At 42.0% G+C, this 25,537-nt stretch carries 28 protein-coding genes and 2 pseudogenes; 4 read left to right on the top strand and 26 right to left on the bottom strand.

Features of this window, described 5'->3' with window-relative positions:
* Positions 1–31 precede the first annotated feature (31 nt).
* From CUU64_RS04965 to CUU64_RS04870, 20 genes are all read right to left on the bottom strand, one after another.
* Positions 32–928 (bottom strand): polyprenyl synthetase family protein, encoded by an 897-nt coding sequence (locus tag CUU64_RS04965; RefSeq protein WP_101632168.1) that lies wholly within the window; start codon positions 926–928, stop codon positions 32–34.
* A 1-nt stretch (position 929) separates the two neighbouring features.
* Complete coding sequence (locus tag CUU64_RS04960; protein ID WP_374702701.1) at positions 930–1,163, bottom strand: exodeoxyribonuclease VII small subunit; 234 nt, start codon at positions 1,161–1,163, stop codon at positions 930–932.
* A complete protein-coding gene (gene xseA / locus CUU64_RS04955) occupies positions 1,150–2,505 on the bottom strand; it encodes an exodeoxyribonuclease VII large subunit (RefSeq protein WP_101632166.1) in 1,356 nt (451 codons plus the stop codon). Before xseA ends, CUU64_RS04960 begins: the two co-directional genes overlap by 14 nt.
* 87 nt (positions 2,506–2,592) lie before the next feature.
* Positions 2,593–3,468: a bifunctional methylenetetrahydrofolate dehydrogenase/methenyltetrahydrofolate cyclohydrolase FolD gene (folD, locus tag CUU64_RS04950; protein WP_101632165.1), complete on the bottom strand. Its 876-nt coding sequence runs from the start codon at positions 3,466–3,468 to the stop codon at positions 2,593–2,595.
* A gap of 51 nt (positions 3,469–3,519) precedes the next feature.
* Entirely contained in the window at positions 3,520–3,912 is a 393-nt protein-coding gene (gene nusB, locus CUU64_RS04945) for a transcription antitermination factor NusB (RefSeq protein ID WP_101632164.1), read from the bottom strand.
* Between the two features lie 321 nt (positions 3,913–4,233).
* Positions 4,234–4,638 carry an Asp23/Gls24 family envelope stress response protein gene (locus CUU64_RS04940; RefSeq protein ID WP_101632924.1) on the bottom strand — a complete coding sequence of 135 codons (405 nt, stop codon included), beginning with the start codon at positions 4,636–4,638 and terminating at the stop codon, positions 4,234–4,236.
* Positions 4,639–4,672: 34 nt separating this feature from the next.
* Positions 4,673–6,025: an acetyl-CoA carboxylase biotin carboxylase subunit gene (gene accC / locus CUU64_RS04935; protein WP_101632163.1), complete on the bottom strand. Its 1,353-nt coding sequence runs from the start codon at positions 6,023–6,025 to the stop codon at positions 4,673–4,675.
* Between the two features lie 13 nt (positions 6,026–6,038).
* Positions 6,039–6,542: an acetyl-CoA carboxylase biotin carboxyl carrier protein gene (gene accB / locus CUU64_RS04930; protein WP_101632162.1), complete on the bottom strand. Its 504-nt coding sequence runs from the start codon at positions 6,540–6,542 to the stop codon at positions 6,039–6,041.
* Positions 6,543–6,896: 354 nt separating this feature from the next.
* Positions 6,897–7,478, bottom strand: coding sequence for a SpoIIIAH-like family protein (locus CUU64_RS04925; protein WP_101632161.1), 582 nt, complete (start codon positions 7,476–7,478; stop codon positions 6,897–6,899).
* A gap of 14 nt (positions 7,479–7,492) precedes the next feature.
* On the bottom strand, positions 7,493–8,161 hold the full coding sequence (gene spoIIIAG / locus CUU64_RS04920) for a stage III sporulation protein AG (protein WP_101632160.1): 669 nt from the start codon (positions 8,159–8,161) through the stop codon (positions 7,493–7,495).
* Positions 8,161–8,781: a stage III sporulation protein AF gene (gene spoIIIAF, locus CUU64_RS04915; RefSeq protein ID WP_101632159.1), complete on the bottom strand. Its 621-nt coding sequence runs from the start codon at positions 8,779–8,781 to the stop codon at positions 8,161–8,163. Before spoIIIAF ends, spoIIIAG begins: the two co-directional genes overlap by 1 nt.
* Positions 8,782–8,799: 18 nt before the next feature.
* Positions 8,800–9,993: a stage III sporulation protein AE gene (gene spoIIIAE, locus CUU64_RS04910; RefSeq protein ID WP_101632158.1), complete on the bottom strand. Its 1,194-nt coding sequence runs from the start codon at positions 9,991–9,993 to the stop codon at positions 8,800–8,802.
* Positions 9,994–10,035: 42 nt separating this feature from the next.
* On the bottom strand, positions 10,036–10,425 hold the full coding sequence (gene spoIIIAD / locus CUU64_RS04905; RefSeq protein WP_101632923.1) for a stage III sporulation protein AD: 390 nt from the start codon (positions 10,423–10,425) through the stop codon (positions 10,036–10,038).
* Between the two features lie 13 nt (positions 10,426–10,438).
* Complete coding sequence (gene spoIIIAC / locus CUU64_RS04900; RefSeq protein ID WP_101632157.1) at positions 10,439–10,642, bottom strand: stage III sporulation protein AC; 204 nt, start codon at positions 10,640–10,642, stop codon at positions 10,439–10,441.
* 21 nt (positions 10,643–10,663) lie between these two features.
* A complete protein-coding gene (gene spoIIIAB, locus CUU64_RS04895; RefSeq protein WP_101632156.1) occupies positions 10,664–11,179 on the bottom strand; it encodes a stage III sporulation protein SpoIIIAB in 516 nt (171 codons plus the stop codon).
* Positions 11,180–12,103: a stage III sporulation protein AA gene (gene spoIIIAA / locus CUU64_RS04890; protein WP_101632155.1), complete on the bottom strand. Its 924-nt coding sequence runs from the start codon at positions 12,101–12,103 to the stop codon at positions 11,180–11,182. It lies immediately after the preceding gene.
* A gap of 142 nt (positions 12,104–12,245) precedes the next feature.
* Complete coding sequence (efp, locus tag CUU64_RS04885; protein WP_101632154.1) at positions 12,246–12,803, bottom strand: elongation factor P; 558 nt, start codon at positions 12,801–12,803, stop codon at positions 12,246–12,248.
* 11 nt (positions 12,804–12,814) lie between these two features.
* Positions 12,815–13,876 (bottom strand): M24 family metallopeptidase, encoded by a 1,062-nt coding sequence (locus tag CUU64_RS04880; protein WP_101632153.1) that lies wholly within the window; start codon positions 13,874–13,876, stop codon positions 12,815–12,817.
* Positions 13,877–14,323: a type II 3-dehydroquinate dehydratase gene (aroQ, locus tag CUU64_RS04875; RefSeq protein ID WP_101632152.1), complete on the bottom strand. Its 447-nt coding sequence runs from the start codon at positions 14,321–14,323 to the stop codon at positions 13,877–13,879.
* A 198-nt stretch (positions 14,324–14,521) separates the two neighbouring features.
* Entirely contained in the window at positions 14,522–15,031 is a 510-nt protein-coding gene (locus CUU64_RS04870) for a YqhR family membrane protein (RefSeq protein ID WP_180954464.1), read from the bottom strand.
* Between the two features lie 157 nt (positions 15,032–15,188).
* Between CUU64_RS04870 and CUU64_RS04865 the strand changes: the two genes are divergently transcribed.
* The gene (locus tag CUU64_RS04865; protein WP_101632150.1) at positions 15,189–16,136 is read left to right on the top strand and encodes a DUF1385 domain-containing protein; all 948 of its coding nucleotides are present in this window, start codon (positions 15,189–15,191) and stop codon (positions 16,134–16,136) included.
* A gap of 104 nt (positions 16,137–16,240) precedes the next feature.
* Positions 16,241–16,615 (top strand): SA1362 family protein, encoded by a 375-nt coding sequence (locus CUU64_RS22895; protein WP_101632149.1) that lies wholly within the window; start codon positions 16,241–16,243, stop codon positions 16,613–16,615.
* A 135-nt stretch (positions 16,616–16,750) separates the two neighbouring features.
* On the opposite strand, the gene CUU64_RS04855 is transcribed toward CUU64_RS22895, so the two are convergent.
* A complete protein-coding gene (locus tag CUU64_RS04855; RefSeq protein WP_101632148.1) occupies positions 16,751–17,641 on the bottom strand; it encodes a patatin-like phospholipase family protein in 891 nt (296 codons plus the stop codon).
* A gap of 87 nt (positions 17,642–17,728) precedes the next feature.
* Entirely contained in the window at positions 17,729–18,754 is a 1,026-nt protein-coding gene (gene splB / locus CUU64_RS04850; RefSeq protein WP_101632147.1) for a spore photoproduct lyase, read from the bottom strand.
* Positions 18,755–18,909: 155 nt separating this feature from the next.
* On the opposite strand from splB, the gene CUU64_RS04845 reads away from it, so the two are divergent.
* A complete protein-coding gene (locus CUU64_RS04845; protein WP_101632146.1) occupies positions 18,910–19,098 on the top strand; it encodes a hypothetical protein in 189 nt (62 codons plus the stop codon).
* 56 nt (positions 19,099–19,154) lie between these two features.
* Here the strand turns inward: CUU64_RS04845 and CUU64_RS04840 are convergent, their stop codons facing one another.
* From CUU64_RS04840 to CUU64_RS04825, 4 genes and pseudogenes are all read right to left on the bottom strand, one after another.
* A complete protein-coding gene (locus CUU64_RS04840; protein ID WP_101632145.1) occupies positions 19,155–20,402 on the bottom strand; it encodes an MFS transporter in 1,248 nt (415 codons plus the stop codon).
* A 164-nt stretch (positions 20,403–20,566) separates the two neighbouring features.
* Positions 20,567–21,685 (bottom strand): annotated as a pseudogene (locus tag CUU64_RS04835) (vitamin B12-dependent ribonucleotide reductase); the annotation flags it as partial.
* Positions 21,686–22,219: 534 nt separating this feature from the next.
* A pseudogene (locus CUU64_RS04830) lies at positions 22,220–23,659 on the bottom strand (vitamin B12-dependent ribonucleotide reductase); the annotation flags it as partial.
* Between the two features lie 414 nt (positions 23,660–24,073).
* Entirely contained in the window at positions 24,074–24,910 is an 837-nt protein-coding gene (locus CUU64_RS04825; protein ID WP_101632922.1) for a lipoate--protein ligase family protein, read from the bottom strand.
* A 182-nt stretch (positions 24,911–25,092) separates the two neighbouring features.
* Here CUU64_RS04825 and CUU64_RS04820 point away from each other — a divergent pair, with 182 nt between their 5' ends.
* Positions 25,093–25,476, top strand: coding sequence for a rhodanese-like domain-containing protein (locus CUU64_RS04820; RefSeq protein ID WP_101632142.1), 384 nt, complete (start codon positions 25,093–25,095; stop codon positions 25,474–25,476).
* Positions 25,477–25,537 lie beyond the last annotated feature (61 nt).

Below are 25,537 nucleotides of genomic sequence, written 5' to 3'. Positions count from 1 at the left end.
ATTCACGTTTTCTTAACAAATAGAACAGGGATTAATAATTCCTTTGTGCAATCAGATTGGTGATTTCTTTTAAAAGCCGGGTATCAACATTTGTATTTTCCAAATGGCCCAACGCTTGGGTAATATGCTGTTCCAGTTTTTGTTTCGCTCCTTCCAGGCTCAGCAGCGCAGGATACGTACTTTTGTCGTTTCCTGCATCGCTTCCTACCGGTTTTCCGATCAATTCTTCTGTACCCTCAATATCGAGAATATCATCTCGAATTTGAAAGGCAAGACCAAGGTCTCGGGAAAATTGAAGAAGATGGTGGCGCTGATCGTCGCTAGCATCCGCCAATATGGCCCCCGCCAATACACTTGCAGTGAGTAATTTGCCTGTTTTATGTTCATGGATATATTCAAGCTCGTTAAGGGAAAGGCCCTTATTCTCGCCTTCAATATCTGCAGCCTGGCCGCCGACCATCCCTTCAGGACCTGCTGCTTTTGAAATCTCCTTAATTAATTCCAGACACGTTTCAACCGGTACCTGGGAGCTTGCTGCCTGCGCGATGACTTGGAAACTAAACGTCAACAAAGCATCGCCTGCGAGGATGGCGTTTGCTTCCCCAAACACCTTATGATTGGTAGGCTTTCCTCTACGTAAATCATCATCATCCATGCTTGGCAAATCATCATGGATTAAGGAATACGTATGAATCATTTCGATTGCACAAGCTACCGGGATACCAATACGTGTGTCTTTTCGAAATGCTGATAGCACCGCAAATACCAATAATGGGCGAATTCTTTTCCCACCGGCCTCAAGGGAATAGATCATAGCATTTTTCAAAATATCCGGTGCTTGAATTATTTTCACATAGTTTACAAGCTCTGTTTCCATAAGCCGTTTATGCTCTTTTACAAACGACTCTAAGGTTTCCCCTGTTTCCATCTTACTCCTCCTCTCCGACCGTAAATCCTTCCAGCTCCCCATCTTCACGCAGGATTTGTGTTAGTTGGTCTTCAACCGCTTTGAGTTTTTGGTGGCAAAGCCTGGATAAATCCATGCCTTTTTTGTAGATGGATATAGCTTCTTCCAACGGCACATCTCCTTCTTCCAGCTTTTCAACAATTTCTTCGAGCTTGTCCATCGCCTGTTCGAATGTTAAGTCCTCACTCATCATCATTTCTCTCCTTTATGTCCTGCACTTCACATTTAAGCGTGCCATCTTTTATTTGTACGGTTATTTTATCTCCTCTTGCTACCTGTTCCTTGCTTTTTACAAGGGTTTCATCCTCCGCAAAAATAAGCCCGTAGCCACGCTCCATAATTTTCAAGGGACTTAGAGCTGACAATGTGGCTGTAACATGCACGAATTGCCGGGTGTTTTCCTTGACCGCACCTTCCATTAATCTATTCAATATTTTCTTCTGTCCAGCAAGCCTGTCTTTTGCATGGGAAACGGTTTGGAAAGGATGCTGCTTCCTAAGACTAGCATGAAGGAGTTGGAGTGCCTCATTCTTTTTCACAAAGTATCTGCCGCTTTCCCGCTTTAGCCTTTCAACGGTCTTATCAAGCTGCTCCATCTTTTGTTCATACATCTTTTTGGGGTATCTGAAGGCATATGATTTTTCTAAGCGTCCAAGTTTCGTTTTTTCAAGATTTACGAGTTCCTGTACAGATCTTGTTAAGCGGTTCTGTCTATTAATAAGCCGTTCCATGACCTCGTTTAAATGAGGAACTGCCTGCTCTGCAGCACCGGTTGGGGTCGGGGCCCTTAAATCTGCAACGAAATCAGCGATTGTAAAATCTGTTTCATGTCCAACCGCGGAAATGATCGGGATATCAGAATCAAAAATAGACTCCGCAACTATTTCTTCATTAAAAGCCCAAAGCTCTTCGATGGAGCCTCCTCCGCGCCCGGCTATCAATACATCGGCCTCTTTCCTGGCATTTGCCTCCGCTATTGCCTTTGCAATTGACTTGGCGGCATTTGCTCCCTGAACTAAAGCGGGATATATAATCACTCTTGCGATCGGGTATCTTCTTTTGATCGTAATTAAGATATCCCTTAACGCCGCACCTGTCGGAGAGGTAATAATCCCGACGATTTTTGGGTAACGGGGGATTGGTTTTTTATGTTGAGGGGAAAAAAGCCCTTTAGCCTCCAGCTTTTTTTTGAGCTGCTCATATGCCAGATACAAATCACCGATGCCGTCGGGCGACATCGCCTTCACATACAGCTGGTATTGCCCACTTTGCTCATAGACGCTGATGTCGCCCCTCACCAATACCTTCATCCCATTTTCGGGCATAAATTTAAGACCATTGTTATTCGCAGCAAACATAACGGCCAACAATCTTGCTTTTTCATCTTTTAACGTAAAATACATATGCCCGCTTGAATGCTGTTTAAAATTTGATATTTCACCCCGTATGTACATATCCTGCAAATGAGGATCGGCATCGAATTTTCGTTTAATATATTTCGTTAAAGCTGTTATGCTTAAATATCGTTGGTTTTCCATTTGTAATACTCCTTAAAAGGATAGAAAAAAGCTGTCTCTGCCATTATAAACAAGAGTACAGCTTCTTTTAAGCATTAATGCCTATTTTTATGAATTTAATGTTTCCAGTTTGATCAGGTTGGCTTTTTTTGCTGATTTCACCGTATTTTTCATTAGCATTGTAATGGTCATCGGTCCAACGCCTCCAGGTACTGGAGTAATATAGGAAGCCGCCGTAAGCACTTCATCAAATGATACGTCGCCGCAAAGCTTGCCTTCGTCATTTCGGTTCATGCCGACATCAATGACTACTGCACCCTCTTTAACATGCTCAAGTCTAATTGTGTCCCTTTTGCCTACCGCTACGATGAGGACATCAGCTTGCTTCGTATGCTCTGCTAAATTGTTAGTGCGTGAGTGGCAGTAAGTCACCGTGGCATTTTCATTCAACAGTAGCTGCCCAACCGGTTTTCCTACTATGTTACTCCGGCCGACAACAACCGCATGCTTTCCTTCTAGACTGTACCCAATGAATTTAAGCATTTCAAGAATACCGTATGGGGTGCAGGGAAGGAAAGCATCCTGGCCTGTCATCATCCTTCCGATATTGATAGGATGAAAGCCATCCACATCTTTCTCCGGCGAAATACTTTCAATAATCTCTTTTTCATCGATATGCCCAGGGAGCGGCAATTGGACAAGGATCCCATGGATGGCTTTATCCGCATTCAATTCCTCAATTTTTTCAACCAGCTCTTTTTGGGACACTGATTCCGGAAGTTCGACTAAAACCGAATGCATTCCAAGCTCCTGGCAAGTCTTTTGCTTGTTTGATACGTAAGTACGGGAGGCTTGATTGTCACCTACTAAAACAACTGCCAGACCTGGTACGATTTTCTCTTTAAGAAGTAGTTTTACTTCCAGAGCGATTTCTTTTCGGATTGCCTGTGCAATTTCTTTCCCATCGATTAATTTAGCTGTCATCGGCAAAATTTCCTCCTAACAATAAATGGTGAAAAAAATGCTGCAGGAACTTTATTGACCCAGGGAATCTTTTACTTTCGACAATACGGCATTTACAAATCGGCTAGATCCGTCGTCCCCAAATTTTTTTGCAATTTCAATGCTTTCATCCATTGCAACACTCACTGGAACATCTTCGCTGTACAGCATTTCATATACAGCGATCCTTAGCAGATTACGGTCGATATTAGCAAGCCTGTCCAGAGTCCAGCTTTCAAGATTATTTTTAATCAAGCTGTCGATTTCTGCCTTCTTTTCAATTGTCCCTTTTACCAGTGCCTCAAAATATTCGTCAGATTCCTTACCGTTCAATACACTTTCGATGGCCTCGTTTGGTTCCGATTTGCCAATTTCAATTGTGTAAAGTGCCTGCAGCGCTTTTTCACGTGCTGTTCTTCTTTTCATAATTTTACTCCTTTTGCATCCTCTATTATAAATGAAAATCACATAAAAAACGAACATTAATTAAGAAAAAATAAAAAACATTAAGATTTTCACTTAATCTTTGCCCCCGGTGTACTGTCTCTTCCCCTTTAGGAAACCACATATTTTCCACTCTAACAGAAAAAATGTCTTAGAGAAACCATTATTTTTACCATACATTATAGCCTTGACACATTTTGTATGCCTCATAACATACCAATTTAAACAAAATAAACATTCCTACATGAAAAGACCCGGCAAACGCCGGGCCCATCACTTTATAGGGTATCTCACCATAAAAGCTTACATTTCTTGATCAATTTCTTGTTCATTCTTTCCGTTTTCAAATTGAACACCTACAACATGAACATTCACTTCATCGGCTTCCAAAGCAGTCATATTTAGTAATGCTTCACGGATATTGTCCTGCACCTTTTGGGCAACGTTCGGAATTGAAATTCCAAATTTCATGACACAGTATAAGTCAACCTTAATTCCTTCACCAGTGAGATCTACCTTAACCCCTTTGCCGTGGTTTTTCTTTCCAAGGCGTTCAACTACCCCGGAAGCAAAACCTCCTCGCATGTATGCAACGCCGTCGACTTCACTGGCAGCAATGCCAGCGATGACTTCAATAACCTCCGGAGCGATCTCAACTTTCCCCAGACCATTATTGCTTTCATTCATTTCCAGCATTGTACTTTCCATTTCACTCATCCAGAGCACCTCCTGATTCATTTGGTTATGAATTCATTACATCATATAATTCCAGGAATTTTGTATTAAATTCTCCAGATACGAATTGTTCGTGTCCAAGCAGCTTCAAATGGAAAGGAATCGTTGTATGGATTCCCTCAATGGCAAACTCGCTTAGCGCCCGTTTCATTTTTTCGATCGCTTCTTCCCTTGTCGCCCCATGAACGATCAATTTCGCGATCATTGAATCATAGTATGGAGGAATGGTGTATCCAGGATATGCTGCCGAATCGACCCTCACACCGAAACCGCCCGGTGGGAGGTACATTTGGATTTTACCCGCTGACGGCATAAAATTCTTTTCCGGATTTTCGGCGTTTATCCGGCATTCAATCGCCCACCCATTGAATGTAACATCCTCTTGCTTTAAGCTTAGCTGCTGTCCTGATGCTACTTGAATTTGTTCCTTGATTAGATCGACGCCTGTCACCATTTCCGTCACAGGGTGCTCAACCTGTATTCGGGTGTTCATTTCCATGAAATAGAATTTACGGTTTTTATAATCATAAATGAATTCAACAGTCCCAGCTCCTGAATAATCAACAGCCAGCGCTGCTTTAACGGCTGCTTCACCCATTTCCTGCCGAATTTCACTATCTAACGCCGGTGACGGGGTTTCCTCAACTAATTTCTGCAATCTTCTTTGGATAGAACAATCCCTTTCACCCAGGTGGATCGCGTTCCCATGTAAATCTGCCATGACCTGGATTTCCACATGCCGGAAATCTTCTATGTATTTTTCAATATATACCCCTGGGTTGCCAAATGCAGTCATTGCTTCCTGCTGGGTAATCTGAATCCCTTTTATTAAATCCTGTTCGTTCCTTGCTATTCGGATCCCTTTTCCGCCGCCTCCCGCAGTTGCTTTGATAATGACGGGATATCCGATTTTTTCAGCAAGTGCTAAAGCGTCTTCGTTGTCCTTGATAATACCCTTGGATCCAGGAACGATTGGAACTCCTGCTTCACGCATCGTTTCCCTAGCAACATCTTTCGTTCCCATTTTAGAAATGGCTTCAGGCGAAGGGCCCACAAAAATGATGCTGACCTCACGGCATAATTCGGCAAAATCGGCATTTTCAGCTAGGAACCCATATCCTGGATGGATTGCATCTGAACCAGTCAGCTTCGCGGCACTGATAATGTTTGTAAAATTAAGGTAACTATCCTTTGATGCTGTCGGTCCAATACAATATGCCTCATCTGCCAGCTGAACATGCAGAGCCTCCCTGTCAGCTTCCGAAAAGACTGCCACCGTTTCAATCCCTAATTCCTTACAGGCCCGGATAATGCGGACGGCTATTTCCCCCCGGTTTGCGATTAATAGCTTCTTTATCATTCAAAACAGCTCCTTATTCAGGCTTAACTAAAAACAACGGCTGGCCATATTCGACTAACTGGCCGTCTTTTACTAATATTTCAACAATTTCTCCGTCTACTTCTGCCTCAATTTCATTGAACAGCTTCATCGCTTCCACAATACATACAATGGAATCCTTGGTAACCTTTGACCCCGTCTTAACATATGCATCTGTGTCTGGCGAAGAAGATTGATAGAAGGTGCCGACCATCGGCGAAGTGATTTGATGTAAATTTTCCTGTTTTGCCTCTTCTTTATGTACCTCAGCGCTTGTTTCAACTGCTACACTTTTTTCCGGAGCCGGTGCTGGCTTCTCAAGCTGAACATGCTGGGCTTCTACGGGTTCAACTGGTGTTTGGTACACAACGGACACAGGCTGTTCCGGCCCTGTCTTCTTCATTTTGATCTTCGTGCCGTCCTGCTCATACATAAATTCATTAATACTTGATTGGTCAACCAGTTTTATTAGTTCCCTAATTTCCTGTACCTTTAACATCTTGGCACCCCTTGTCTACTTTTTTATTTATGACTAGATAGTAACATGATACGATAATACCTTGCCAAAATTCAATACATAGCTTTGTTGTTCAAACACAACAGCTAATGGATTTCCCTTAAAATACAACTAAAAAGGACTATGGAAGCCGTTACTAAAAATATAATACAGGATAAAAGATAGAGTTGAAGATGACGATCTTTAGTGTTTACCTAGTTCAAAAGACGTTGTTTAAGTGGAATTATTGGAAATATTGAAAATGCTGAACTTAATTTAGAAAAACAACCTCATGCGGAAAGTTTCTGTAAACTACAATGAAAGACCCCCTTGCTAGGAAGGAGGCCTTATTCTTTATTATTTCTCAGGTTGGAAGTTGACTACAACGTCATGCGTGCTGTCAAACTCTTTATTGACAAGCTGGATAATGGAGTTAGCTGCGGAAGGACTTAGTTTACCTGATTTGACAGTAATGTCCACATCCTTGCCGTTAACTCTTACGAGCGCCGCGTCATAATCCATCGCCATGACCAATTTTTCAATGATGGTTTCTTTTTCTTCGACTTGATTTAATTCCTCAATTTTTTGTTTTGCATCGCTAATTTCCTCGGCTGACAGTTTCGTATTGGCTACAATCGCTGTTAATTCTTCCTTCTGCTTGGAACGGAGATCGGACAGTTCCATCCGGAGGGCTTCAAAGGCATCGTCTCCAGCCTCCCTAGTCACTACGGTAGCGCCATCCTTCGTTTCTTTTTTAGCGACCGGCTGTTTAGCTTCTTCCTTATTTACTTCGGCTGTCTGTTGTTGTTTTTCCTCTTTTTCCTCAGTACCGACCATATTTGTAGGCTGTTTTTCTGGCGTTGTCAAATAATAAACAGATAATACGACAACAAGACTTAACATAGTTAACAACCAGACTGTTTGCTTTTTTAATAACATGATTTTTCCCCCTTTTATTTTTTAGGCATTACAGCAACCCGATGGCTTGGCACATCTAGTGACCTGGTAACAGCTTCAATGATCCATTTTTTGATTTCTATATGATCGGCACCCTTTGCCACCACAAGGACACCTCGAATTTTTGGTTTTTTGGTCTCGAGAACAATAGGGCCTTCTTTTTCACCACTTTTTACGATGACTAGCTGTTCATCAATATTCGTATCCTCCACTGTCCGCTTTCCGCCTTCCTGATCGGTTTCCTCGGTAACCTGCTTTTGGGTGACTTTATTTTTCTCAAAGATTTTTTGCTCAGATGCGTCGACATTTACGACTACCTTGACATTACTTACACCAGCAATCGCCTCTAACGCCTCCTTCATCTCTGTTTGAAGGTACTTTTCATAATCTTTAATCGATTTTATTTCTTCAGGTTGTTTATTCCCGAAGGCCGGGACTTCTTCTTCCGAGTTTTTCTCATTAAAAGCTGGAATTACACTGCTTGCTTCTGAAGCCGTTTTGCTTTCCTCCCCAGCCTTCAGTACGTTTCCGGCCATCATAATCCCGATTCCAATAATCACTACCACCAAGGCGTATACGTATAGAGAAGGTTTTTTCTCCTTTGGCTCAGAATCTTTGGTAAATATTTTGGTCAGCCAGGTTAACGGACCTTTTTCATTTTTCACTATTCACCACGCTCTCCTTCCCCGGCTATTTCAATCAGCCCTTTGTCTATGGACCATTTTGCTGCAAGGAAACTTTTCACTTCATCCAGGTTGGCTGCCCGGGTATTAGGAGTTTCCCCGGCATTGATTTCTACTTTCTCGACAACCTTTACTATGCCTGACTCTTTTTTTGCCTTGTCCAATATGAGCACGATTTTTTGCAAATCCTCTGGAAATTTTGGTTGTTCCAGATTATTGACCTGCAAATCGATCGTTTTGATTTCCATTTCGTACTTGTTTATCAACTCCTCTTCTACTCCCGCCTTTAGGTCGAATGCCATTTGTTCTAAAATATATGCATGCTGGGAGGCTTGTATTTCTTTTTTCTTTATTTCTGTTAAATTTCCAACCCTAAGATTCTCTTCGTCCCCGATTTCAGAGACCGTTGCTTTTGCCAGCAGCTTGTCAAAATCTGTGTTAAATAATGAAAGAACAGGAGCGATGATGATGGCGATCAATAATAGGCCAATGACCATCTTTGCATATTTTTGCATGGCCGAGCTTGGAAGCAGCATATCAATGACAGTGGCCAAAAGCACAAAAATGATGATGTTAGTAATCCATTCTGTTAAAAAATTCAATGACGCTGCTCCTTTCTATTAACGCACCATAAGTGTTATATTTCCTGCTGCAATGATAACGGTGATGCTTAGAAAAAACATAAGTGAAACAATAGCAAGGGCCGCAAATATATAAATCATGCTTTTGCTAATAATATCCAGGCAGCTGATAACTGGGCCGCCGCCAAGCGGCTGCAGAAGCCCTGCTGCCAATTTATAAATAAAAGAAACTGCAAGTATTTTGATTGCTGGAAAGGCTGTGATTAATAGCAAAATCGCGACGCCAGCCATACCCACTGTGTTTTTCAACAGGACCGAAGCGTTTATTACTGTATCCGTAGCATCTGTGAACATCCGGCCAATTACCGGTATGAAGTTGCCTGTTATAAACTTTGCTGTTCTCAGGGTTACCCCATCAGCGACAGCTGTAGACGCGCCTTGAACGGAAATCACGCCTAAAAAAACGGTCATAAATGCCCCGAGTATACCGATTCCCCAATTTCTCAACAATTGGGCCAACTGCGTGACTCTGTACTGATCTGTTAATGTACTTACAATGCTGAGGATGGCCGCAAGAAACAAAAGGGGCAGCACAACGTATTGCACCAAAATGCCGCTTGTGTTCATCAAAAAAATGAGTACTGGATGAAAAAAGCCAGCCGAGATAATACCCCCTGATGCTGCGATAAGTGCCAGTAGTAACGGAATTAAGGCCATTAGGAAGGAAATCATAAGGTCAATCGTTTCCTTTGTATAGGTGATTGCAACATGGAAGCTGTTCAGTGCAAGGATGATCAGCACCATATAAACAATCGCATACGCAACCTTTGATACGGTGCTAGTTTCAAAGGCATTCTGCAGCGATTGGAGGAACATGCTGAATATAGTGAGCAAGATTAACGAACCAAGCAGCTTTCCGTTTACCAGGAGCTCATGGAAAATGAATTTTCCCATTCCTTTAAACCAGTCCTTGAATGAAAATTGCTTCTCTCCGCTTACAAAATCCATGAAACTTCCCTTTTGGCTTTCAGGGAGAAAGCCTCCATATTCATTCACTACATCGTCCCAATATTGCTTTAGCTCGTCCACCCCAAGCTTGTCGATCTGGGACTGTACAAGCTCCGACTGCATGATTGGCTCTTCTTTAGCGGTATTTTCTGCGTTGACCGGGCTTGTATAAAATAAAAAGAGAATCAAGAATAAGACTGAAAAATAGTGTATACGTTGCTTCATATATTCACCTCACCTGATACCAGTTGACTGTATAGTGTGGGGTCAGCTTGGTATCAGTTTAATGATCGTTTCAATGATTACAGTCAGTATAGGAATCGCCATTGCCAAAATTAATATTTTTCCACCCAGTTCAATTTTCGAGGCAATTGAACCTTGGCCGGCATCCTTCGTTATTTGGGCAGCAAATTCTGCTATATAGGCAATTCCGATTATTTTTAATATGGTTTCTAGATATACCATATTTACATTGGCATTCACGGCAATTTTCTCGAGCATCTGGATAATTTCATATATTTTATCTGCCAAATAAAGAAAAATGGTACAGCCGGTGAACACAACCAACAAGAATGCGAAATTGGGCTTTTGTTCTTTTATGATTAAGGCTAAGAAGGTAGCTACAAGTGCGATGCCTGCGATTTTGATAATTTCGATAGCTGTAACCTCCCTACTGGAACAAGAATACGGATTTGATTTTTTGGAATAAGTTTTCCACAATGGATGCCACCATGAATAGAATATAAATAAAGCCGAAAAGAGTTACCCATTGGGCATATTCCTTCTTCCCAACCTGATCCAAAATCGTATGCAGGAACGCCACCACAATTCCGACACCGGCAATTTTAAAAATGATGTCTACTTCAATGCCCATCTTGATTCCTCCCGGATCTGCCTACATCAGCATAATTATTAATAGCAGCCCTGATAAAAAACCAAGGCTTTTGAACATTTTTTCATATTTCCCCTGCCGGTCGATCGCGTCGTTTTCTTCCCTTTCCAAATGCGCCATGGTAAGCATAATTTGTTTTTGCTGATGGTAACGATCATGCCTTCCGAGTGTTTCGCCAAATTGGGAAAGGATTTCGAATTCCCCCTGTTTTAACGCTAGCCACTTCCATATTTCTTTCAATGATTCATCCCAGGCAATCTTTACTGTTGTTTCTCCAGATGATAGCCTTAAGGAAAACGATTCGAAAAACCATGAAAGCGGTTTAGGAATTTGTTTCGAGAGCCTTAATGCCGCATCAGCTAGCGGAGTGTGACCGTACATAATTTCGGCCTCAAGGGATTGCAGAGCCATCTTTAGCTGGCGCAATTGCCTTGGCCTCTGACTTAAGTGCCTCGATGCCTCAAACCCCGCCCAGGTCGTGGCCAAAATAATAACGGCCGCTCCAAACAGCTTGAGCATTCATGTCACCCCCGCCCTTCTTGTTATGAGCTGGCCTTTGGCATCGAGAACAGTCCAAAGCCTCTTGCCCGTTTCCTCCCTTGCCATTTCAATAAACCTCTGAAATATTTCTTGTTTAAGGATATAGGCAATATTAGGCCGCTTCTTTACTTCCGCAAGCGTTTTCCCATGAATGGTAATGATCAATTTAATGCCGGCGTTAACGGCCTCAAGAACAGCCATCGTGTCTTCGGCTCGTCCAATTTCATCGACAACCAATACATCAGGAGACATTGACCGGATCATCATCATCATGCCTTCCGCCTTCGGGCAACCGTCCAGCACATCTACCCTTGGACCGAATTCGAGCTGCGGCACACCGTGTACACAACCTGCAATCTCAGACCGCTCATCCACGATACCCACCTTTTTGGGCGCGATGCCGCCTCTGTCAAACCCGTTTGAAATTACTCTCGCAATATCGCGGAGCAACGTGGTCTTCCCAGTTTGCGGAGCCCCGATAATTAATGTATGATTCCATTCGCCTGTATATAAATGGGGGATAAGGTTTTCCGCGATTCCAATCTTTTGCCTGGCAATCCGTATGTTGAAAGAGGAAACATCCCGGATTGCTTTTACATTTCCGCCTTCAAGGATCACCTTTCCTGCCAGCCCAACCCTGTGTCCTCCTGAAACAGTGATATAACCCCTTTTTAATTCTTCCTCGAGCGTGTATAAGGAAAAATGGCTTAAGCGGCCAAGTAAGCTTTGGGCATCACTTTCATCCACCACATATGGCATAAACATAGGCTGGCCTTCCATGACGATTTCAAGGGGCCTTCCGATGCGGATCCGAAGTTCTTCGATACTTTCTACCGAAGCTTCCGGTATGCGCAGGAGTTGTTCATATATTTTCTTAGGTAAAAGAGTCAGGACTTCTTCCAAAGCCACCCCTCCTATGTTTGGAATTTCATTAGTAGAAATGTATGCCTTACTCGGACATGTTATGACAAGCATCCTTCATGGGTATAAAAATAAAAAAGGACACAAAAAAAACGGGGAATCTGTCCCCGATTTTTTTGTGTCCTTATGCACGTGATACATATGTTCCTTCAGTAGTATTGATAATTAAACGGTCCCCCTGGTTTACAAAGAAAGGAACCTGCACGGTAAGCCCTGTTTCAAGCGTTGCCGGCTTTGTTCCGCCTGAAGCAGTGTCTCCTTTAATACCAGGCTCAGTTTCTACTACTTCCAATTCAACTGTGTTTGGAAGCTCCACACCAAGTGTTTCGCTTTGGAAGGTCATGATGTACACTTCCATGTTTTCTTTTAAGAATTTCAGTTCGCGTTCAATGCTTGAAGCTGGGAGTTCGATTTGTTCATATGTTTCATTATCCATGAAGACATGGCTGTCGCCGCTTGCGTATAAATATTGCATTTTGCGGTTTTCGATATGCGCCCGGCTTACCTTTTCACCGGCACGGAAGGTTTTTTCCTGGATGGCCCCAGTGCGAAGATTGCGTAGCTTGGAACGTACAAAAGCGGCGCCTTTCCCCGGTTTTACGTGCTGGAATTCGATCACCTGCCAAATTCCATTGTCTACTTCAATAGTTAAGCCGGTACGAAAATCATTAACAGAAATCATTCATTGTCCTCCTACAGGATTATTAGTTCTTTTGTTGAGTGTGTAAGTGATTCATTGCCATCAGATGTTATAATTGTATCATCCTCTATACGGACACCACCAACACCAGGTATGTATATCCCCGGTTCTACAGTAACAGCCATGCCTGGTTCCAGTACTGTATCAGACCTTATAGAAAGCGCAGGCCCTTCATGCACCTCCAGCCCGATGCCGTGGCCTGTGGAATGGCCGAAGTATTCTGCATATCCTTTGTCAGCAATATAATCACGTGTAAGCGCGTCCGCTTCTTTTCCGGTCATGCCAGGTTTGATGCCTGCCATTCCCCTCACTTGCGCTTCCAGGACGATATCATAAATATCCTTTAACTCAGCGCTCGGTTTGCCGACTGCCAGGGTACGGGTAATATCTGACACGTATCCGTTGTAATATGCCCCATAATCGAGTGTGACTAGATCACCCTTTTCAATGATCTTGCTGGATGCAACTCCGTGTGGAAGTGCCCCCCTTAGACCGGATGCAACGATTGTATCAAATGATGAAGATGAAGCACCCTGCTTTCTCATAAAGAATTCAAGCTCATTGGAGACTTCCAATTCTGTCAAACCAGGCCTGATAAATTCGGCAATATGCGTAAATGCTGCATCGGCAATCTCTGCAGCTTCCTTTAATATCTTAATCTCAGATGCAGTCTTTATCAAGCGTAATTTTTCGATCACACCGGAAAGCGGAACCAGTTCGCCATCGAATGCCGATTCATAAACTTTGTATCCGGCGAAGGTGATGTGATCCTGTTCAAAACCTAACCTCTTGATACCCATTGCTTTCGACTGGTTTGCCACTTCTTCTGTAATCAGCCTGGTATGCTGGACAATTTCAAATCCAGCTGCCTGTTTCCCGGCCTGCTCAACATAGCGGAAGTCGGTAATGAATTTTGCCTCGTTTTGTGAAATCAACGCTACGCCTGCCGAGCCTGTAAAATTAGTCATATAACGCCGGTTATATGCACTTGTAATTAGAAAGCCGTCAACCTGTGCTTTCTCGAGCTCTGACCGGAAACGCTCCAATTTCTCCATTTAGTTTCTCTCCTTTAAGATATTCAGCAACGCTCTCAGCGCTAGTTCATACCCATGTAGTCCCAGACCGACGATTTGGCCGGCTGTCACGGCAGCTGTAACGGACTGATGCCTGAATTCTTCACGGGCATGAATATTAGAAATATGTACTTCCATTACAGGAACCTTTATGCTCGCAATTGCATCCCTAATTGCATAACTGTAATGTGTAAATGCCCCCGGATTGATAATCACGCCACTGATGCTGTTATCTTCAGCCCAATGCAGTTTATCGATAATCTCTCCTTCATGATTCGACTGAAAGAAGCTTACATCAATGCCAAGCGCCCCAGCGCTCTTGCCAAGCGAGCTTTCCAAGTCTGCAAGTGTTGCCACCCCATACTGATCTGGCTCTCTTTTTCCCAGCCTGTTAAGATTGGGCCCGTTTATTATTAAGATTCTATCCATGTTCCACCCGCTTTTTCTGAAGACTATTTCTGTTGTCCACTTGAAATCGCTCCAGGCTTAATATTTGTTCATTCGTTGTTTTATATAGAAAAAGAATGTTCAACATGAACATTCTACCATATTTCTAAATTTCCTAGCACTAGAAATGAATGTATCAAATAAGCTGGGTAAACATGAGAATGTTTAAGCTTAAAAGCCTTATGCCATGTCATTTTCCTTCTTTACTTTGTTAAGCCTTTGAATTTCTCCATATTCATAGGATATTGAGTAGCCCACGAATACGCCATATAAAACAAAAATACAAATTCCCGTAATAATCGTTTTGGCATTCATTTTTGAAAAAGAAGGGAAATCGGGAAACATTGGCCTAAACATGAAAACCAGCAAAAGCCATAGCACTACACCGCATAAAAGTCCGGCATAAAAATGTTTGGTTTTTTTAAATAACGCATAATATAGAAGTGCTGCAATTATAGACAAAATTCCGAAGAACAACGCAGAAAAGACGATCCCAAGCCAGCCATCCACCCAGGCTAGATCGGTCCATGAAGTTAAGATAAACCTCGGGCTAAAGTCGATTAAGTTAAAGTAAACAGCGAACTGCAGGGCTAAGCACAACAAAACACCCCCTGTAAATCCGATGATAATTGTATCTGTTATAAGGGATCCGTCGCGATTTTCTGCCTTATTACTATTTTGTGCATTCATTCGTTTCACCTCCGTATGCAGTATGCCCATAAATGAGGTAAACGATAATAGTACAAAAATTCGATGTTATCTTGTATGATAGTAGTACCAAATATAGCTTCCCACTGATAGACACGGAATGCATAAGGTAAAAATAACAGCATAGGTTGGTGTAGAAATGTCCGAAACCCAAAAACCGGTGTATGGCGGTCAGGCGGTTGTGGAGGGCGTCATGTTTGGCGGCAAATACCACACGGTTACCGCGGTGCGGCGAAAGGATTCATCCATAGAGTATTATCATGTACCGCGCGAGAATAAGTCTTCCCTGCAAAAAATGAAGAAAATTCCGTTCTTAAGGGGTATTGTAGCGATCATAAATTCAAGTGCTAACGGTTCAAAGCATCTAACCTTTTCTTCCGAACGCTTCGATGTTGACCCTGCAGATGATGACAAGATAAAAGAAGAAGCCTCTGAATCCAAACTAACTATGTGGCTTGGTGTGGCGGCAATCGGTGTGCTCTCATTCATTTTTGGAAAACTCCTCTTTACTTTGATCCCAGTTTTTTTAGCAGATTTGACAGAACCTATTTTCGAAAGCAAAACGTCCCAAATTCTTGTCGAAGGCTTTTTTAAGCTATTGCTTTTGTTTTTCTATATCTATTTTGTCTCCTTAACTCCGATTATTAAGAGGGTTTTCCAGTACCACGGAGCAGAGCACAAAGTAATCAATTGTTTTGAAAGCGGAAAAGAACTTACAGTAGAAAATGTCCAGGCTTCGTCAAGGCTGCACTATCGTTGCGGCAGTAGTTTCATCCTATTCACCGTCTTTGTCGGGGTTTTTGTTTATATGTTTTTCCCAACCGATCCTCTTTGGCTCAGGATCGTGAACCGGATTTTACTCATTCCTGTAGTTCTTGGGATTTCTTTTGAAGTGCTCCAATTGACTAACAAATGGAGAGATATCCCCTTCCTGCGCTATTTCGGCTATCCTGGTTTATGGCTACAGCTTTTAACCACAAAGGAACCAGATGACAGCCAAGTCGAAGTGGCCCTCGCATCATTCAAGGAGCTTCTGAGATTGGAAAACGAGTCAAATCAAGGTTTAAAGACAGAAGATATTGTGTAAAAATACTTAGTAGGAAAAATAAGTAAATAGTTTGGAGATATATTTAAAAAATAAGTTTAAAAACCATAAAATTTGCTCATGATGCTCTTAAGGAGGTGTCTTTGTTGAATCATTCCAGACCATACATTGTCTATTGTCTTATTGCACTTGCCATTATCGGCTTGGCAACCCAATTGACCTATAACCCCGGCGGGCTGTTCAGAAGTATGTTGATGATTACTGTGGTGACGGGAATTGTTTATTTCATATATAAACGATTGACAAAGGATAAACCTGTAAACAAAGAGCAACGGGCATTTGCCAAGGCAGCCCGCCAATCAAAAAAACGGCAAAAGCTAAAGTCAAAACAGCGTGATAATGTCGCAAGCTTTTCTTTAGCGAAATCTTCCCAAAAGATCAAACCAAGAAAAAAGTCGGATGTACAATTAACGGTCATTGAAGGCAAAAAAAATAAAAAGAAAAATCGGGCGTTATTTTAAAAACAGCCCGATTTTTTGTTGGTAGAGGAGAATAAATCAAGCGACATTCAAACTTCACGAAATTTTGTTGTAAAGGTCTTTTCGCCTCCTCTTTCTCTCTCAAGGCTATCTATACGTCATGTGTTGCAATGGCGTCTAGTATGTCCATTTCCTCAGGAACTTTTCAGTGGACGTTCTGCCTTCATTTATGAGCAATGCCTTACTTTCATCCGTTAATTCAAACTCGGTCGCCGATACGCCCTTCATTGGGATAAATATAATGTTTTTAACATGCTTTCTCGATATATAGCGTGAATCATGGGCATCCTTCATGGTTTTAAATAGGGCGTTGAACATTTCGATTGCATTATCAATTTCATGGGGCTTTTTACACTCTTCACCTGGACTCAATTTTATACCAAGTACAGGGCGAACTTTTTTCACATGCTCTGAATCAAACAGCCACATGGGAAAGTTGCTCAAAACCCCTCCGTCAACAAACACATGGCCCCGGTTTTCTTTATTCAGCTTCAACTGAACAGGTTCGAAGAAATAAGGAATGCTGCAACTCATTCGTACGGCTTTGGCAACCGGAAAACTCCCCGGATCAATTCCATACTTAGGAAGGTCATCAGGAATTACGACTAATCTCCCGTTGGTTATATCAGACACAATGATCCTTAAACCTTGAAAAGGAAGGTTAGAAAATGTATAAACCCCTTTTGCAGCAAGTTTTTCTGATATCCATTTTTCAAGGGCATCACCCTTATACAAACCTAGCTTCCAATAAATGATGAGCCACTTTGCAAAGGGAATCGGCAGATTGCGCCTTCTATGATCGAGCAGATCTTTTGTATCCATTTCATTTAAAATGTCCATCATTTCATTTCCCGTATAACCAGCCGATATGAATGAAGCAATGATCGCTCCCGCACTCGTCCCGGCAGTGCGGCAGAATGTAAACCCTTTTTGCTCAAGCACCTGAATAGCCCCGACGAGGGCAAATCCTTTAATTCCGCCGCCGGAAAATACCCCGTCTATCAACAAATGGCCCACCCCTGTTATAGGCTTTTTTATACTGTAAGCAGGGGATAAGTTATCTGTTACTATGATTTTCATACGGGGTACATAATTTCACGTGAAATACTGGACTTCACTTTGTGGAAAAAATTCTCCGATATATCCTCTTATTGTCGACTCCAAATCTGCCGCTTCTTCTGTCTGGTACACATATTTGCCGATTCCGTATCTTCCCCATTTATACTTCCGCTTCGTTTCATCAAGCTCCAGCTTTGTTTTTGGGTAATTTTTTTCAATGACTCTTTTTGCTGGAGCAGTAAAGCGATGCTGGATCAATTCAAAGGTCAAGTTTGATAAATCGACCCCCTGTAATGAATGGCTTAGCCGTTCGAATAATTCCTGATAGCCTATTTTCCAATCCTCATGAATGTAAATCGGGGCCACAATAAAACCAAGCGGATAACCAGCGTCAGCAACCTTGCGTGCAGCTTCTATCCGTTCTTCAAACGAAGATGTACCCGGTTCAAAATTTTTAATAACATAACGTGAATTGATACTAAAACGAAACCTAGTCCTGCCGTTGTGTTTCGCGTTAAGTAAATGATCCACATGATGAAATTTCGTGACAAACCTTAGAAGTCCGTGGTCTTTTTCCCCAAAGAACTCGATCGCCCTCTTTAAAGAATGCGTCAAGTGATCGATTCCGACAATGTCGGACGTACAAGCGGCTTCAAAGCGGGTAAATTCCGGCATTCTCTCATCCATATATTTCTGTGCAGCGTCAAAAATTTCATCAAGGTTTACATATGTCCGGATATAGGGTTTGCTGCCAAGGGTCGTCTGCAGGTAGCAATAGTGGCAGTGGCCCATGCACCCGGTTGCCAAGGGAATCGCATATTCAGCAGAGGGTTTTGAAGTATCGAATTTCAGTGTTTTCCGCACTCCGACTACGAGCGTCGACTTTGCAATCCGGTACTTCTGCAAATCTGTATCTCCAGGCAGCCCCCTGATTTGATTATGGGATGTCGTTTCCCTGATTTCTATGTTCAAGTCCTCGAATTTCTGTTTCAACTCCCGGCCGAGCGGATATTCCAGCGCCCTGGGTTCTATATAAACAAGCTGTGGCATAAATGGTTTCATGTTCCTTGTTTCTCCTTTATCAAAGGGTATGTTTGTTAGTCATGCAGTTTCAAAAAAATGAGATGCTAATCCTAAGGATAGTTTTTCAGTATCCTTTCTTTCTCATGAGCGATTTATTATGGAAAAAGAACATTAGAGCAAAGGAGGCAAATCAAATGTATAAAAGTGAAAAACATTATGAAACATACGCCCCAAAGAACCCAAAGCTTGCCATAGAGACAGACCAGACCTACCCAAATGCCAAAAACATCCCTGGCGATTCTGTGGATGAATACATGTTTCTCAAAACCGCAAACGGTATTTTGGCGGGGGATGAAATTGGACAGCAAAACGAGAATTTATAGCTAAGTCTCGTGTATTTACCCAATATAAAGCCCGGTTACATTGATTGTATCCGGGCTTACCTTTTCAAAGACTGCGGTTTATTTGTTTTCTTTTTTTCGCTGTGAATACATTTCCACACAATCAATAAAATGAGTATACCTATGATTCCAGAAACAATATAAGTTACGTTTAAGTAGTCATTCATTAAAATGGACATGATGGGCGGCCCAAACGCAACGCCGATAAACCGCGCAGAACTATAAAACGAAGAAATCGTTCCCCTTTCTTCCTTCTCAATATTTTCAGTAATCATGGCATCCAAGGTGGGCAGCAGTGCGCCTATCGCAATCCCAACCAGGCTGATAACCACTAAAAGCATGAACAGCCGTTCCTTCGCATATCCCACAAATACTACGCTAACAGACATAACAATCAAACAGGCCATAATGAGTTTTTTCATTAAAGGCAGGCTTCCCTTTATTTTCTTTCCGCTAATGTAAGAAGCTATACAGAGAATCAGTAAGGGAATCGCCATTATAAGCCCTTTTTTTATGCCTTTTAATTCATGAGCTTTCTCCAGGCTGTCTGACAGGAAAAAAAGGATCCCAAATAAAATTAGCATCAAAAAGGCACCCAGAAGAAAAACGGTAAACAGCCATTTGCCTTCCCGTTTAAAGATCTTTTTGGTGGCGTGAAGAAATTCCTTCAACTCTTTTGGCTCTTCTTTCTCTTTTGGTACTTTTATAAAAAAAAAGACGAGCCCAATGGAAATTAGGCTAAAAAAAGCAATGGAGAAAAACGGCAAAAACCATAAAATAGCAGCAAATAAGGATCCAATGATCGGACTTAGCACTTTTCCGAATGTATTGCTGGTTTCAATGACACCCAAGCATGAGCTTGTCTTCTCATCGTCATCTTTATAGAGATCCCCTACTAATGGCAAAATGATAGGAAAAGCGCCGGCTGCCCCAATTCCCTGCAATACACGCCCTATAATAATCCAAGTGAAGGGGGCGTCACTTTTCCAGGAAGCGAACCCGGCGATCAATCCTCCAATCAATGTGATGATCAACGATGGAAGGAGTACTTTTTTTCTGCCAAACTTATCGGATAAATAACCTGCAACTGGGATTAAAAATATGGATGCCAGTGAATAGCTGGTGATAATCATGCTCGATTGAAATGAGGTGATCCCCACTTTATCCTCAAAAATTGGCAGAACAGGGATAAGCATCGAATTTCCAAGCGTCATCACAAGGGGAATCGATGCCATGCTTATAATACACCAGACACTCACTTCGTTTTCTAGTTTCTGCTTTTCCATCCCTACACCTCATCAAACATTTGTTACTTGTATATTGTCCTAACCAAGTAAAATGATTTCGGACAAAATAAGGAAATAGATGGATACAGATATAGTGGTATAGATATTTAAAAACTGGCAGGATACATGTCCTGCCAGTTTTTAAAAATGGTAATCTTATTTATTTAAAGCCCGCATTTTAATTGGGCTCCGCAATTTGTACAAGTATTGCAGCCACCGATTTCTTTTACTTCACCCTTACGGCAAACCGGGCAGGTGTTGCCAACCTCTGAACCAATCGTTACGTCAGTAGATCGTAATTCATTAATGGTGTCTACAAGGACCACTTTTTTCTTATCCTCTTCAAACTCTAGTTCAAACTCATCAAGATTGTTCTCTTCTGCTTTTAATGTTAGCACTTGAGCATCACGGCTTCCGTCAACATAGACCGTTCCGCCCTTTGCACCACCTTTATACAGACGTTCATAAACCTTTTCAACCTGGTCAACTGTGTACCCTTTTGGCGCATTGACTGTCTTACTAATCGAACTGTCAATCCAGCGCTGGATGATACATTGTACATCCGCATGTGCTTCAGGTGCAAGATCCATTGCTGAAACAAACCAGTTCGGCAGGTTATCAGGGTCAACTTCCGGATGTCGATCCAGGTATTCCTGCACGATATCGGCCTTCACTTCAATGAATTTTCCAAGGCGTCCGCTTCGGAAATAGGTGAATGAGAAGTAAGGCTCCAAGCCGGTTGAAACGCCGACCATTGTACCCGTGCTTCCAGTTGGAGCAACAGTTAACAAATGTGAGTTCCGGATACCATTTTCAAGGATGCCCTTTTTAATATCATCCGGCATTTTCTTCATGAACCCCGTTTCAATGAAGGCGCTTCTTAATCGGTTTGTTTCTTGCTGTGTTTCCCCTTCAAGGAATGGGAAGCTTCCTTTTTCTTTAGCAAGTTCAATAGAAGCACGGTACGCAGTCGCAGCGATCGTTTCAAAAACTTGGTCAATCAAGACATTGCCTTCCTCTGAACCATATTCTGTCTCGCAATAAATCAATAGATCATGAAGTCCCATTACCCCTAGGCCGACACGGCGTTCACCTAGGGCCTGCTTTTTATTTTCCTCAAGGAAATAAGGGGTTGCGTTAATGACGTTATCCTGCATTCTAATGCCAATTTCTACGGTCTTTTTCAATTTATCAAAGTTCACGGTTTTTGTTTCTTTGTCTGCCATTTTAGCTAAGTTTACTGCAGCAAGGTTGCAGACTGAATATGGAGCTAGCGGTTGTTCCTGTTTGTTATCGTAAAGGTTTTTTATCCTTTACTTCTTACACTTCCTTTTTAGTGTAAGGTCAGCATATCTTTTCATTACAAATTATTCACAATGTCTTTCATGTACTGATGAAGTTCTTTTCTTCCTCGATCTTGATTAATTCGACAATCTTTATCAAATTGCCAAAATCATCATATATAAAAAAATCAGGCTTATAAATGTTGTATTCAAGATCATAGATTTGAACTTCAAATTTCCATTTCATCCCGGCGAAATCAAGGACTTAGCATGCATATTCGTAAGAGCTTCGTAAGATACCTCTATAAAAACCTGCATATCCTCTATTCATTCCATTCACCCCGATTTTGCCATTTCCATCGTGAAATGCAGTAATGTTGCGGCCTCGTGGATCGATTATATTCTGCAATGCAGGTTCACGATCTATGCGTTGCCCCTGACTGGATCTTTACTTCCAGCCTTCGGTTCGGATTAGCATCTCAGCCTTCCCGCTTTATTCCGCAATTTTTTTCGTGAGGCAAACTAAGCTGCTCTACCACACGGATTAGTCGCCACTACCTGCTGGCCATACGCCTTGGCATTCGTCATGTCATTAGCATTATCGATAAAGAAAATGCCTGGTTCTGCAGAGTACGTCGCGCAAATATTGATAAGGTTCCAAAGTTCTTTGGCCTTAATCTTACGGTACACACGGACTTTATGACCCTGTTTTTCCCATTCGCGCACGTCCCCGATGTTATGCCATTCTTCATTGTAAATTTTCATTTCCTCTGCATCATAGCTTTCTACATCAGGGAAGCGAAGTTCATAAATGGAGTCATTTTCGACTGCATCCATGAATTCTTTGGTCAGGCACACAGAAATGTTAGCTCCTGTCAGGAATTCTGGGTTGTGGACACTATAAGTTCCCCCGGCTGCCAATTTATTTTCAGCCTCATTGATGATTTTATCGTTGAAGCCACCCTGACCCGGGATATTCTTATAATTGACGATTCCCTGGTACATAGCTTCTTCCTGCTCTGTATGAGGTGTAAATTTTAATTTTTCATTTGCATATTTCTTGATAGTTTCATCGCTTGTATTTTCGATCAGGTATCGAAGAATTCTTGGATTTTGCATTTTTGAAATGATGAATTCAATGATATCCGGATGCCAGTCCGAAAGCATGATCATTTGGGCGCCCCTGCGACTGCCTCCTTGCTCGACCAGGTGCGTTAATTTTGCAATATCATCAAGCCAGGATACCGAGCCAGATGATTTTCCATTTACTCCTTTTGCCAGCGTGTTTCTTGGACGAAGTGTAGAACCGTTTGTCCCTACTCCTCCGCCTCGGCTCATAATCTCCATAACCTGCTTGCGGTGTTCGGAGATGCCTTCCCGGGAGTCCTGTACAAAAGGCATTACGTAGCAGTTGAAAAATGTCACTTCAGTCTCAGACCCAGCACCATATAATACACGGCCTGCTGGAACAAAGTTTAAATCAGCCAGCTCTTGATAAAACTTCCCAAACCATTCTTTTCGCTTTTCTTCCGTCGTCTCCACTGCGGCCAAGCCAGTAGCGTTTCGTTTTGCGATTTGTTCATAGTAAATTTCAAGAGGTTTTTCGATTACATCAAGAGAGCGTTTGATTACCCCTGTTTCAATTACCTCTGGCTTATCTAGCGCACCGCGATATTCTTCATCGACCAGTACTTCCGCGGTCTTATTTTGCCAATCGATACTAATGATAAAGCCTGTCCCCCTGGCTGGGAATTTAGGATCTTCTTTGATTGTCAAAACCACAAAATCGCCATTTGACAAAGTGACTTTTTCAGTGTCCTTGAATGAATATCGGTCAATCATTACCAATCTTGAAACGCCCTTATGCGTACGGAACATGTCAGGTGTGATTTTGTGAACCTGCGGAAATAAGGATATATCCTTATTCAATCTTTCAATATCAATCTTCATTGGTTGCCTCAGAACTACGGACATGGCTTCCTCTCCTTTATTTCCTATTTCTTTCTAGGATGTCGATTCTATATGTAAACATGATAGAGATGACTTAGAAATCGTTTCCCTAAATCTATCATATTAAAACCTTAAAAATCAATATATAGTATACAAAATATCTTGAACCATACTATATATTGTATAAAAGGTCAATAAGCTATATTTTTGTCAAACTATAAAAAGCACAAATAATAAAGGATGAAGTAGAAAATAAACGGTGAGACCGATTAATTCATCAATTTTCGACTTTTTTAGCACTTGTATTTTTCCAGTTCATGATGAATTCTCGTTATTACTGAAAAAACGTGAATTCATAATCAAGTAAAGGAAAAAGTTTTCTAGCAAAAAATAAAAAAGCGACGTGGTGGCCGCTTTTCTCAGTTGAAAAATGAACAGTTATCTCATAAAATTCCATTCATCACTCTCGTATTTGGTTTTAGCCAGCTGACGAACTTCTTCCAGCTGCTTATCGGTAAGGGCATAAGGCTGCAATTCAATTTCAAGCCCCTCTGCAAAACCTTTCCTGAAGGCTTCTTTAGCCTCAGGGATTCCAATTCTCCGTTCAGTAAGATCATGAATGGCAACTGCTTTGCTTTTGAAGCTATTCATCATCCTTTCTTTCACCCTGGCATTTGGGAAATTGAACATGCTGAACAATTTTTCATCGTCCAGATCGAGCAGGATGGATCCGTGCTGCAATATAACCCCTTTTTGCCGGGTTTGTGCACTTCCTGCTACTTTTCTTCCTTCAACTACCAGTTCATACCAGCTTGGTGCATCAAAGCAGACAGAGGATCGTGGTTCACGGAGGGCAGCCTTTTCACTATCACTTTTCGGGACGGCGAAATAAGCGTCCAGTCCAAGGTTCTGAAAACCTCTTAGAATCCCTTCGGATATGACGCGATAAGCTTCGGTCACATTTTTTGGCATATCGGGGTATTCCTCCGACACAATGACGCTATATGTAAGTTCATGCTCATGTAAAACCGCCCGGCCTCCAGTGGCCCTTCTGACGAAGCCTACTCCTAGCTTTTTTACTTCTTCAAGATTGATTTCTTTTTCGGCTTTTTGAAAATACCCAATCGACAGGGTCGGTGGATTCCAGCCATAGAAGCGGACAACCGGTGGCATCTCGCCCTTGCTGTGCCAATTTAATAAAGCTTCGTCCATAGCCATATTAAAGGCCGGTGAGCAATCCCCCGAATCAATGAAAGCCCAAACCTCTTTTTTCATTTCCATACCTTCTTTGCTGTCATAATTACCATAGTAGTTTACCAAACTTCCGAGTTAATAAAAAGCAAACGGACTCCTTGAAAACAACCTTTTGGCGTAGAAAAAGGTTTTGATTAAATACCTGTTCAATACTATAATAAAATAAGTTTGTATTGTTTTTGAACAGAAAGGGGTATATTACATTGACTTCGTTATATGTTTTATTGGCCATCCTAGTTGCCATCATTGCCTATTCGGTTTATAACTGGTTTCATCAGCGCCGGGTTGTCAAAACATTAAACCAGGAAGAATTCGTTGAAGGATACCGCAAAGCGCAATTGATAGATGTACGTGAACCGAGCGAATATGAAGGCGGACACATCTTAGGCGCAAGAAATATTCCAATGTCACAGCTTAAAACACGCTTAACGGAACTCCGCCCGGACAAGCCCGTCTATTTATACTGCCAAAGCGGCCTCAGAAGCGGCAGGGCTGCACAAATGCTCCACAAAAAAGGATATAAGGAACTTTATCACCTAAAAGGCGGCTTTAAACAGTGGGGCGGAAAAATAAGAAAGAAAAACTAATAAATAAGAAGGTAGGGGGTCAGTCCCCCGGTGCACTAACTTTTTAACGCACTGAGGATGA

The sequence above is a fragment of the Bacillus sp. V5-8f genome (genome assembly GCF_002863565.1).
Lineage (GTDB): Bacteria > Bacillota > Bacilli > Bacillales > DSM-1321 > Peribacillus.
This window is presented reverse-complemented; position numbering and strand designations above follow the sequence as displayed.

What these genes read in the sequence shown, in the direction of transcription:
- accB (WP_101632162.1), bottom strand. Translation starts at nt 6,542, where the DNA reads ATGTTAAAGGTACAGGAAATTAGGGAACTAATAAAACTGGTTGACCAA.
- splB (WP_101632147.1), bottom strand. Translation starts at nt 18,754, where the DNA reads ATGAAACCATTTATGCCACAGCTTGTTTATATAGAACCCAGGGCGCTG.
- spoIIIAC (WP_101632157.1), bottom strand. Translation starts at nt 10,642, where the DNA reads ATGGGCATTGAAGTAGACATCATTTTTAAAATTGCCGGTGTCGGAATT.
- CUU64_RS04870 (WP_180954464.1), bottom strand. Translation starts at nt 15,031, where the DNA reads ATGAATGCACAAAATAGTAATAAGGCAGAAAATCGCGACGGATCCCTT.
- spoIIIAB (WP_101632156.1), bottom strand. Translation starts at nt 11,179, where the DNA reads ATGCTCAAGCTGTTTGGAGCGGCCGTTATTATTTTGGCCACGACCTGG.
- folD (WP_101632165.1), bottom strand. Translation starts at nt 3,468, where the DNA reads ATGACAGCTAAATTAATCGATGGGAAAGAAATTGCACAGGCAATCCGA.
- CUU64_RS04880 (WP_101632153.1), bottom strand. Translation starts at nt 13,876, where the DNA reads ATGGAGAAATTGGAGCGTTTCCGGTCAGAGCTCGAGAAAGCACAGGTT.
- CUU64_RS04845 (WP_101632146.1), top strand. Translation starts at nt 18,910, where the DNA reads ATGTATAAAAGTGAAAAACATTATGAAACATACGCCCCAAAGAACCCA.
- CUU64_RS04960 (WP_374702701.1), bottom strand. Translation starts at nt 1,163, where the DNA reads ATGATGATGAGTGAGGACTTAACATTCGAACAGGCGATGGACAAGCTC.
- CUU64_RS04865 (WP_101632150.1), top strand. Translation starts at nt 15,189, where the DNA reads ATGTCCGAAACCCAAAAACCGGTGTATGGCGGTCAGGCGGTTGTGGAG.
- accC (WP_101632163.1), bottom strand. Translation starts at nt 6,025, where the DNA reads ATGATAAAGAAGCTATTAATCGCAAACCGGGGGGAAATAGCCGTCCGC.
- CUU64_RS04825 (WP_101632922.1), bottom strand. Translation starts at nt 24,910, where the DNA reads ATGAAAAAAGAGGTTTGGGCTTTCATTGATTCGGGGGATTGCTCACCG.
- CUU64_RS04965 (WP_101632168.1), bottom strand. Translation starts at nt 928, where the DNA reads ATGGAAACAGGGGAAACCTTAGAGTCGTTTGTAAAAGAGCATAAACGG.
- CUU64_RS04940 (WP_101632924.1), bottom strand. Translation starts at nt 4,638, where the DNA reads ATGGAAAGTACAATGCTGGAAATGAATGAAAGCAATAATGGTCTGGGG.
- nusB (WP_101632164.1), bottom strand. Translation starts at nt 3,912, where the DNA reads ATGAAAAGAAGAACAGCACGTGAAAAAGCGCTGCAGGCACTTTACACA.
- CUU64_RS04925 (WP_101632161.1), bottom strand. Translation starts at nt 7,478, where the DNA reads ATGTTATTAAAAAAGCAAACAGTCTGGTTGTTAACTATGTTAAGTCTT.
- xseA (WP_101632166.1), bottom strand. Translation starts at nt 2,505, where the DNA reads ATGGAAAACCAACGATATTTAAGCATAACAGCTTTAACGAAATATATT.
- aroQ (WP_101632152.1), bottom strand. Translation starts at nt 14,323, where the DNA reads ATGGATAGAATCTTAATAATAAACGGGCCCAATCTTAACAGGCTGGGA.
- efp (WP_101632154.1), bottom strand. Translation starts at nt 12,803, where the DNA reads ATGATTTCTGTTAATGATTTTCGTACCGGCTTAACTATTGAAGTAGAC.
- CUU64_RS04840 (WP_101632145.1), bottom strand. Translation starts at nt 20,402, where the DNA reads ATGGAAAAGCAGAAACTAGAAAACGAAGTGAGTGTCTGGTGTATTATA.
- spoIIIAE (WP_101632158.1), bottom strand. Translation starts at nt 9,993, where the DNA reads ATGAAGCAACGTATACACTATTTTTCAGTCTTATTCTTGATTCTCTTT.